Raw genomic sequence first — 7,500 nt, 5'->3', positions numbered from 1 at the left:
ATTCATATATTAGAGGCGACAAATTTCATGGGCACATTGGCCGTACGAAGGACAGCAGCACATGCCACGTAATACCTTGAGATCGTGAATGACAATCTTTCCATCCCTTGTATCTAGGGTTCCCTGCTCTTTCAGCGCGCTCAGCATCCGGTTCACACTCTCGCGCGTCGCTCCAATCATCTCACCTAATTCGGAGTGACTTAGCTTCATATTTAGTAAAATGCCATCCTTCACAGCCACGCCACATGTATTGCTAGCACGGATCAATGTAGACGCTAACGCTCCAGTTTTACCATACAACAGTAAGTCCCGAAAACGCGATTGCATAATGCGTTGCTTCATCGCCATCCACTGGATGAACTGAAGTGCCATTTCCCCATTTTTGGACAAGAGCGACTCCAGATCCTTAACAAGCACGACGCCTAACTCACACACATCGGCTGTTTCCGCAGTGCAACTATACTCTTCTCCATCTATCCCGCTAAATTCCCCAATTAAGTCGCCTTGATGCTGAATGGTCAGAATCAGTTCTTTACCATCTTCTGTCGATTTACGAAGTTTGACATGACCTGAATGTATATAATAAAGCTGCTCTGCATCATCGCCCTCTCGGAAAAGCATAACGCCTGCCTTTACCTTCTTCCAGGACATAATATCTTTTAGCAGATCAAAATGCTCATCTGTCAAATAAATCTGAATTCCCGTGCGTTCCGCTTCGTCCCCAAACCGTTCCATACAAGTGGCTTGCATGTTAGCGTCCTCCTCGTGTTTACCTGATATCTATATCATAATGTTTTAACGCCTGGGTTGTTATCGGGAGAACACCTGATTTTATACCTTCCTACTCCCTGATTTGCTGTGATAAATATCACTTCTGAAGTAAGCTAACGCCCCATTTATCGACCATTTCCCTACTCCTTATCCGACCAGATGAAAAGTCAGTGTTTCCTGCGCCTATAGATCAGGGGGTTCCCCGATCTACTTTTGCAACTGTCGAAACTACAATGAACTAGAGATATAGTTTGGTTATGAAAAAGGATGTGTCTTCTATGCTACAAATAACGGATGAAATGCGAAAAGAACTGAACCAGTTGAGAGATACTATTTATGGTGATCTCACTGCCCTTGCATTTATGTCTAAGTCAGGTGGTAAGTTGCATTGGTATTACGCCTCTGGTAGCCGAAGCAATCGCTATCGCCTTATTTCTTTTAAGATTGGCCATGGTATTGCCGGTATGGCTGTTCGCTTGGGACGTACCGTAACTGTAAGTGCTCTGCTATCAGGTAGTATACGTCTGCGTCAGGAATGTGCACTAATGCTGGCCGAGCAGCTTCACTCTGCTGTTGCCATTCCCTTTTCCAGCACAGGGGATCTGCCCAACGGTGTGCTGCTTCTTGGTAATCGTGATGTGAGGATGTTCACAGAGTCTGATATAGCCGAGGCTACTCAAGTAGCTCAACGCCTTAGCCAACTATGTGCTTACCCTCTCACTCCATAGCTCAACAATGTTTCTATAGATAATGATCCTCATCAGATACTTGATATAGCTGTCCCTAACTATCTTTGTTGATTGAAATCCCTAAAATTTGCTATGATTATGACAAAACGTACGGTTTTTTACCGTTCGAGGGGATGACAAATTGATTCGTATACTAGTAGTGGATGATCACGTTGTCGTACGTTCTGGCCTCATGGCCCTATTGGACGGCAAAAACGGTATTAAGGTAGTAGGAGATGCAGCAGACGGGGATGAGGCAATCCGCAAGGCATTGGAGCTACAACCTCATGTTGTGCTCATGGATTTTAGCATGCCACCTGGAAAAGATGGTCTCACAGCAACCACTGAATTAAAAAAACAGCTGCCCGATACAGAAGTCCTTATTTTAACGATGCATGACGATGAAGAATATCTGTTCCGAGCCATTCAAGCTGGAGCATCCGGATATATTTTAAAAAGCGCACCTCACGAGGAGTTACTCGCTGCCATCCAGTCTGTGGCCGAAGGTAGTGCCTATTTGTACCCGAATGCAACCAAACGACTGATGAGTGAATATCTGGACAAAATCAAACAGGAAGGCATAGCCGGACCCTATGAATCCTTGTCTGAGCGGGAAAAAGAGATTCTATCCTGGGTAGCCAAAGGATATGCCAACAAGGAAATTGCCGAGCACCTGGTGATTAGTGTCAAAACCGTAGAGTCCCATAAAAGCAATCTTATGGAGAAGCTTAACTTGAAAACACGACCTGAGCTAGTCAAATTCGCACTAAAAAAGGGGCTACTCCATTATGAATGAACCTTCTAACCCTTTACTGCAGCATGCCTTTGGTGAATCAACCGATAAACTGCTGAATGATCTGGAAATTTATATACCAGAATCCCCTTTTCTTCATGCGCTGCGTAACTCACTCCACCAATTATCCAATCTGAAATTTGCCCTAGATACGTCTTCCATCGTTGCTTTGACCGATCATCGAGGTATTATTCAGTACGTAAACGACAAGTTCTGTGAGATTTCGCAATACAGTCGTGAAGAGCTGATCGGTCAGGATCATCGTCTCATTAATTCAGGCTATCATACCCCCGCCTTCATGAAAAACCTGTGGACTACGATCCGTTCAGGTGAGGTATGGCAAGGAGAAATACGTAATCGTGCTAAAGATAACAGCTACTACTGGGTGAATACTACGATCGTTCCGTTTATGGACGAGGAAGGTAAACCCTATCAGTACTTAGCGATCCGCAATGAGGTCACTAAACTGAAGAGAGTAGAAGCTGAACTTCAGTCTATGATGACACAAGTCATGCAAATACAGGAAGAAGAACGTAAACGCTTTTCAAGAGAGCTGCATGATGGGATAGGGCAAAGCTTATTTTCACTTATTATCCAATTGGATAGCCAACTTGCCGAACAACCTAGTGCTACTCTGGAGAATCTCCGTTCGCAGGTGACCGACATCATCAAAGATGTTCGTGGTCTAGCGTGGGAACTTCGTCCCTCAGTTCTGGATGATCTGGGTGTCGTCCCAGCCATAAGAACCTATATTGAAAACTTCTGTTCTCATTACGGGATTGAGGTGCATTTTCAATGCAATCTACGTAAACGGGTTGATATTCGCAAGGAAATTGCAATTTATCGGATTGTACAAGAGGCGTTAACGAATGTAGCCAAATACGCAGATGTAGCAGAGGCATATGTCGACGTTGAGGATCAAAATGAAATGATACAAGTGACCATTCGGGATAAAGGCATTGGATTCTCTGGAAAGTCCCAAGGAGAGGGAGTTGGATTGTTCAGTATGGAAGAACGAGCTAGAGGGGTAGGGGGATTTATGAGCATAACCTCTGCTCCAGACGAGGGAACCTCCATCCAGCTGACCATTCCCGTGTAAAAACTGTCCACTAGATCGGTTATCGGTGTATGCCAGTTGTATGATCAGAACGAATACACCGATACCGAAGATTATGGATAATCAACACATTGTGGATTACATGAGGATAAATACAAAAAAAGAGAGAGCTCTGTCCCCAGACAGGCTCTCTTTATTTATAAGGTGTCACCACTGAGGCAACAAGAATCCGCTATAGCAAAAAGCGGGTGATGGGAATCGAACCCACGCTACCAGCTTGGAAGGCTGGAGTTCTACCATTGAACTACACCCGCAAAACAGTATCGGGATGACACGATTTGAACATGCGACCCCCTGGTCCCAAACCAGGTGCTCTACCAAGCTGAGCTACATCCCGACATTATACATTTTTTTAAGAAATGGCGCGCCCTGAGAGATTCGAACTCCCGGCCTTTTGATTCGTAGTCAAACGCTCTATCCAGCTGAGCTAAGGGCGCATATTAAATTCCATAATGAGTAGTCAAGGCGCCACCCAGATTTGAACTGGGGATGAAGCTTTTGCAGAGCTTTGCCTTACCACTTGGCTATGGCGCCGTATGGATAATGGAGCGGACGACGGGAATCGAACCCGCGACCCTCGCCTTGGCAAGGCGATGCTCTACCGCTGAGCCACGTCCGCAAAATATGGTGCGGTCGAGAGGACTCGAACCTCCACGGGGGGTTAGCCCACACGGACCTGAACCGTGCGCGTCTGCCAATTCCGCCACGACCGCAAAATAATTATAAATGGTGAGCCATGAAGGACTCGAACCTTCGACACCCTGATTAAAAGTCAGGTGCTCTACCAACTGAGCTAATGGCTCTTAATGGCTGGGGATATAGGATTTGAACCTATGCATGACGGAGTCAAAGTCCGTTGCCTTACCGCTTGGCTAATCCCCAATAAATTAAGAATAAAGGGCGGCCGATGGGGCTTGAACCCACGAATGCCGGAGTCACAGTCCGGTGCGTTAACCACTTCGCCACGACCGCCATATGATTATGAAAAGACTGGTGGAGGATGATGGATTCGAACCACCGAACCCGTAAGGGAGCAGATTTACAGTCTGATGCGTTTGGCCACTTCGCTAATCCTCCAAAATGGTGCCGGCGAGAGGACTTGAACCCCCAACCTACTGATTACAAGTCAGTTGCTCTACCAGTTGAGCTACACCGGCACATTACTCATTTCCCACTTGAAAGGTGGCTCGGGACGGAATCGAACCGCCGACACGAGGATTTTCAGTCCTCTGCTCTACCGACTGAGCTACCGAGCCATATTAAATTTTATTACTACATCATATAATCCGCACTATATATGCCAATTATATATGAAGCTAAAATGGCGGAACTGACGGGATTCGAACCCGCGATCTCCTGCGTGACAGGCAGGCATGTTAGGCCTCTACACCACAGTTCCAGAGACATTTCCAATAGGAAATTAATTGCGGGGGCAGGATTTGAACCTACGACCTTCGGGTTATGAGCCCGACGAGCTACCGAACTGCTCCACCCCGCGACATTAAAAAGCATTTCTCAAATTTTCTTATGGTGGAGGCTGAGGGGATCGAACCCCCGACCCTCTGCTTGTAAGGCAGATGCTCTCCCAGCTGAGCTAAGCCTCCATATTATGACCCGTAGGGGATTCGAACCCCTGTTACCTCCGTGAAAGGGAGGTGTCTTAACCCCTTGACCAACGGGCCTTGCAAAATAAGTTCTGGTCTCAATAAATTTATGGCGGAGAGAGAGGGATTCGAACCCTCGCACCACTTTCGCAGTCTAACCCCTTAGCAGAGGGTCCCCTTATAGCCACTTGGGTATCTCTCCGAGTAGCGGCAGAGGGGATCGAACCCCCGACCTCACGGGTATGAACCGTACGCTCTAGCCAGCTGAGCTACGCCGCCACCTTAATATATAAAAGTCAGAAATATTCAAAATATGGCTCCCCGAACAGGACTCGAACCTGTGACAACTCGATTAACAGTCGAGTGCTCTACCAACTGAGCTATCAGGGAATATTGGTGGAGCCAAGCGGGATCGAACCGCTGACCTCCTGCGTGCAAGGCAGGCGCTCTCCCAGCTGAGCTATGGCCCCAATCTTTTTGTTATTCTAGAAGTGGTGGGCCTTAGTGGACTCGAACCACCGACCTCACCCTTATCAGGGGTGCGCTCTAACCAGCTGAGCTAAAGGCCCTAACATGTAAAAATTTATCATCCTCTAAAGGATATCGCTTGGCGACGTCCTACTCTCCCAGGACCCTGCGGTCCAAGTACCATCGGCGCTGGAGGGCTTAACGGTCGTGTTCGGGATGGGTACGTGTGGAACCCCTCCGCTATCGCCACCAAACATGAATTTGCTGTGCAAATTCTTCCGTACGGTTATTCGCTTCACCACTTATCGTGTGAATGAATAGCCATGCGCTTGTTGTATGTCACTTGTACATACGTTCAAGGTTACACCCTGAAAACTGGATCCGAAACTCTTTTGCGTTTTATCTTAGGATAAGCCCTCGACCGATTAGTATTGGTCAGCTCCATGCATTACTGCACTTCCACCCCCAACCTATCTACCTCGTCGTCTTCAAGGGGTCTTACTAATTGGGAAATCTCATCTTGAGGGGGGCTTCACGCTTAGATGCTTTCAGCGCTTATCCCTTCCGTACATAGCTACCCAGCGGTGCTCCTGGCGGAACAACTGGTACACCAGCGGTACGTCCATCCCGGTCCTCTCGTACTAAGGACAGCTCCTCTCAAATTTCCTACGCCCACGACAGATAGGGACCGAACTGTCTCACGACGTTCTGAACCCAGCTCGCGTACCGCTTTAATGGGCGAACAGCCCAACCCTTGGGACCTACTTCAGCCCCAGGATGCGATGAGCCGACATCGAGGTGCCAAACCTCCCCGTCGATGTGGACTCTTGGGGGAGATAAGCCTGTTATCCCCAGGGTAGCTTTTATCCGTTGAGCGATGGCCCTTCCATGCGGTACCACCGGATCACTAAGCCCGACTTTCGTCCCTGCTCGACTTGTAGGTCTCGCAGTCAAGCTCCCTTCTGCCTTTGCACTCTTCGAATGATTTCCAACCATTCTGAGGGAACCTTGGGGCGCCTCCGTTACTCTTTAGGAGGCGACCGCCCCAGTCAAACTGCCCACCTGACACTGTCCTCGCACCGGTTCACGGTACCAAGTTAGAACCTAGATACGATCAGGGTGGTATCCCAAGGATGCCTCCCCTCAAGCTGGCGCTCAAGGCTCAACGGCTCCCACCTATCCTGTACAGATCGTACCCAAATTCAATATCAAGCTGCAGTAAAGCTCCATGGGGTCTTTCCGTCTTGTCGCGGGTAACCTGCATCTTCACAGGTATTAAAATTTCACCGGATCTCTCGTTGAGACAGCGCCCAAGTCGTTACGCCATTCGTGCGGGTCAGAATTTACCTGACAAGGAATTTCGCTACCTTAGGACCGTTATAGTTACGGCCGCCGTTTACTGGGGCTTCGGTTCATAGCTTCGCCCCGAAGGGCTTACCACTCCCCTTAACCTTCCAGCACCGGGCAGGCGTCAGCCCGTATACTTCGCCTTGCGGCTTCGCACAGACCTGTGTTTTTGCTAAACAGTCGCTTGGGCCTTTTCACTGCGGCCCCCTCGGGCTATTCACCCTACCGAGGCACCCCTTCTCCCGAAGTTACGGGGTCATTTTGCCGAGTTCCTTAACGAGAGTTCTTCCGCGCGCCTTAGAATTCTCTTCTCGCCTACCTGTGTCGGTTTGCGGTACGGGCACCTTCTCCTGGCTAGAGGCTTTTCTTGGCAGTCTGAGATCATGACCTTCGCTACTACAATTTTCGCTCCCCATCACAGCCCAGCCTTACGATGTGCGGATTTGCCTACACACCAGCCTCACTGCTTAGACGGACATCCATCCGTCCGCGTCACTACCCTACTGCGTCACCCCATCGCTCATAGCGGATTACGGTGGTACAGGAATTTCGACCTGTTGTCCTTCGACTACGCCTATCGGCCTCGCCTTAGGTCCCGACTTACCCTGAGCGGACGAACCTTCCTCAGGAACCCTTAGGCTTTCGGCGGATCTGATTCTCACAGATCTTTTC

4 protein-coding genes, 21 tRNA genes and 2 rRNA genes (1 of these 27 cut by a window edge) are annotated in these 7,500 nt (G+C 48.7%); 3 read left to right on the top strand and 24 right to left on the bottom strand.

Annotation, left to right across the window (positions count from 1 at the left end):
- Positions 1 to 9: 9 nt before the first annotated feature.
- Positions 10 to 750, bottom strand: coding sequence for a Crp/Fnr family transcriptional regulator (locus tag NSS94_RS01840; RefSeq protein WP_029516024.1), 741 nt, complete (start codon positions 748 to 750; stop codon positions 10 to 12).
- A gap of 299 nt (positions 751 to 1,049) precedes the next feature.
- On the opposite strand from NSS94_RS01840, the gene NSS94_RS01835 reads away from it, so the two are divergent.
- From NSS94_RS01835 to NSS94_RS01825, 3 genes are all read left to right on the top strand, one after another.
- Entirely contained in the window at positions 1,050 to 1,499 is a 450-nt protein-coding gene (locus NSS94_RS01835; RefSeq protein ID WP_029516025.1) for a GAF domain-containing protein, read from the top strand.
- A 142-nt stretch (positions 1,500 to 1,641) separates the two neighbouring features.
- On the top strand, positions 1,642 to 2,295 hold the full coding sequence (locus tag NSS94_RS01830) for a response regulator (protein ID WP_165150863.1): 654 nt from the start codon (positions 1,642 to 1,644) through the stop codon (positions 2,293 to 2,295).
- Positions 2,288 to 3,391 carry a PAS domain-containing sensor histidine kinase gene (locus NSS94_RS01825; RefSeq protein WP_029516027.1) on the top strand — a complete coding sequence of 368 codons (1,104 nt, stop codon included), beginning with the start codon at positions 2,288 to 2,290 and terminating at the stop codon, positions 3,389 to 3,391. The genes NSS94_RS01830 and NSS94_RS01825 overlap by 8 nt, the downstream gene beginning before the upstream one ends.
- A 201-nt stretch (positions 3,392 to 3,592) precedes the next feature.
- On the opposite strand, the gene NSS94_RS01820 is transcribed toward NSS94_RS01825, so the two are convergent.
- The 23 genes from NSS94_RS01820 to NSS94_RS01710 form a co-directional block, all read right to left on the bottom strand.
- Positions 3,593 to 3,663, bottom strand: a tRNA-Gly gene (locus NSS94_RS01820).
- Positions 3,664 to 3,672: 9 nt separating this feature from the next.
- Positions 3,673 to 3,746 (bottom strand) — tRNA-Pro (locus tag NSS94_RS01815).
- A 23-nt stretch (positions 3,747 to 3,769) separates the two neighbouring features.
- Positions 3,770 to 3,846 (bottom strand) — tRNA-Arg (locus NSS94_RS01810).
- Between the two features lie 26 nt (positions 3,847 to 3,872).
- A tRNA-Cys gene (locus NSS94_RS01805) sits at positions 3,873 to 3,943 on the bottom strand.
- 10 nt (positions 3,944 to 3,953) lie between these two features.
- Positions 3,954 to 4,028: transfer RNA gene (locus tag NSS94_RS01800), tRNA-Gly, on the bottom strand.
- 6 nt (positions 4,029 to 4,034) lie between these two features.
- A tRNA-Leu gene (locus NSS94_RS01795) sits at positions 4,035 to 4,122 on the bottom strand.
- A 14-nt stretch (positions 4,123 to 4,136) separates the two neighbouring features.
- Positions 4,137 to 4,212 (bottom strand) — tRNA-Lys (locus NSS94_RS01790).
- A 4-nt stretch (positions 4,213 to 4,216) separates the two neighbouring features.
- A tRNA-Gln gene (locus tag NSS94_RS01785) sits at positions 4,217 to 4,291 on the bottom strand.
- 17 nt (positions 4,292 to 4,308) lie between these two features.
- A tRNA-His gene (locus NSS94_RS01780) sits at positions 4,309 to 4,381 on the bottom strand.
- Between the two features lie 19 nt (positions 4,382 to 4,400).
- Positions 4,401 to 4,486: transfer RNA gene (locus NSS94_RS01775), tRNA-Tyr, on the bottom strand.
- Between the two features lie 4 nt (positions 4,487 to 4,490).
- A tRNA-Thr gene (locus NSS94_RS01770) sits at positions 4,491 to 4,566 on the bottom strand.
- A 26-nt stretch (positions 4,567 to 4,592) separates the two neighbouring features.
- Positions 4,593 to 4,665: transfer RNA gene (locus tag NSS94_RS01765), tRNA-Phe, on the bottom strand.
- Between the two features lie 66 nt (positions 4,666 to 4,731).
- Positions 4,732 to 4,808: transfer RNA gene (locus tag NSS94_RS01760), tRNA-Asp, on the bottom strand.
- 25 nt (positions 4,809 to 4,833) lie between these two features.
- A tRNA-Met gene (locus tag NSS94_RS01755) sits at positions 4,834 to 4,907 on the bottom strand.
- A gap of 30 nt (positions 4,908 to 4,937) precedes the next feature.
- Positions 4,938 to 5,013, bottom strand: a tRNA-Val gene (locus NSS94_RS01750).
- Between the two features lie 6 nt (positions 5,014 to 5,019).
- Positions 5,020 to 5,091: transfer RNA gene (locus tag NSS94_RS01745), tRNA-Glu, on the bottom strand.
- Positions 5,092 to 5,123: 32 nt separating this feature from the next.
- Positions 5,124 to 5,215, bottom strand: a tRNA-Ser gene (locus NSS94_RS01740).
- Between the two features lie 3 nt (positions 5,216 to 5,218).
- Positions 5,219 to 5,292, bottom strand: a tRNA-Met gene (locus NSS94_RS01735).
- 35 nt (positions 5,293 to 5,327) lie between these two features.
- Positions 5,328 to 5,403: transfer RNA gene (locus NSS94_RS01730), tRNA-Asn, on the bottom strand.
- Between the two features lie 4 nt (positions 5,404 to 5,407).
- A tRNA-Ala gene (locus NSS94_RS01725) sits at positions 5,408 to 5,483 on the bottom strand.
- Positions 5,484 to 5,505: 22 nt separating this feature from the next.
- Positions 5,506 to 5,582: transfer RNA gene (locus NSS94_RS01720), tRNA-Ile, on the bottom strand.
- A 36-nt stretch (positions 5,583 to 5,618) separates the two neighbouring features.
- A 5S ribosomal RNA gene (gene rrf / locus NSS94_RS01715) occupies positions 5,619 to 5,735 on the bottom strand.
- Between the two features lie 151 nt (positions 5,736 to 5,886).
- Positions 5,887 to 7,500: ribosomal RNA gene (locus NSS94_RS01710) — 23S ribosomal RNA — on the bottom strand (it continues 1,313 nt past the right edge of the window).

This window comes from Paenibacillus sp. FSL L8-0644, assembly GCF_038008165.1.
Taxonomy (GTDB): domain Bacteria; phylum Bacillota; class Bacilli; order Paenibacillales; family Paenibacillaceae; genus Paenibacillus; species Paenibacillus polymyxa_D.
Note: the sequence above shows the minus strand (reverse complement) of the source record. Positions and strands in the feature narration are given on the sequence as shown.

Excerpts from the sequence above, each read along its gene's own strand:
- NSS94_RS01840 (WP_029516024.1), bottom strand. The coding sequence starts at position 750 with ATGCAAGCCACTTGTATGGAACGGTTTGGGGACGAAGCGGAACGCACG.
- NSS94_RS01835 (WP_029516025.1), top strand. The coding sequence starts at position 1,050 with ATGCTACAAATAACGGATGAAATGCGAAAAGAACTGAACCAGTTGAGA.
- NSS94_RS01825 (WP_029516027.1), top strand. The coding sequence starts at position 2,288 with ATGAATGAACCTTCTAACCCTTTACTGCAGCATGCCTTTGGTGAATCA.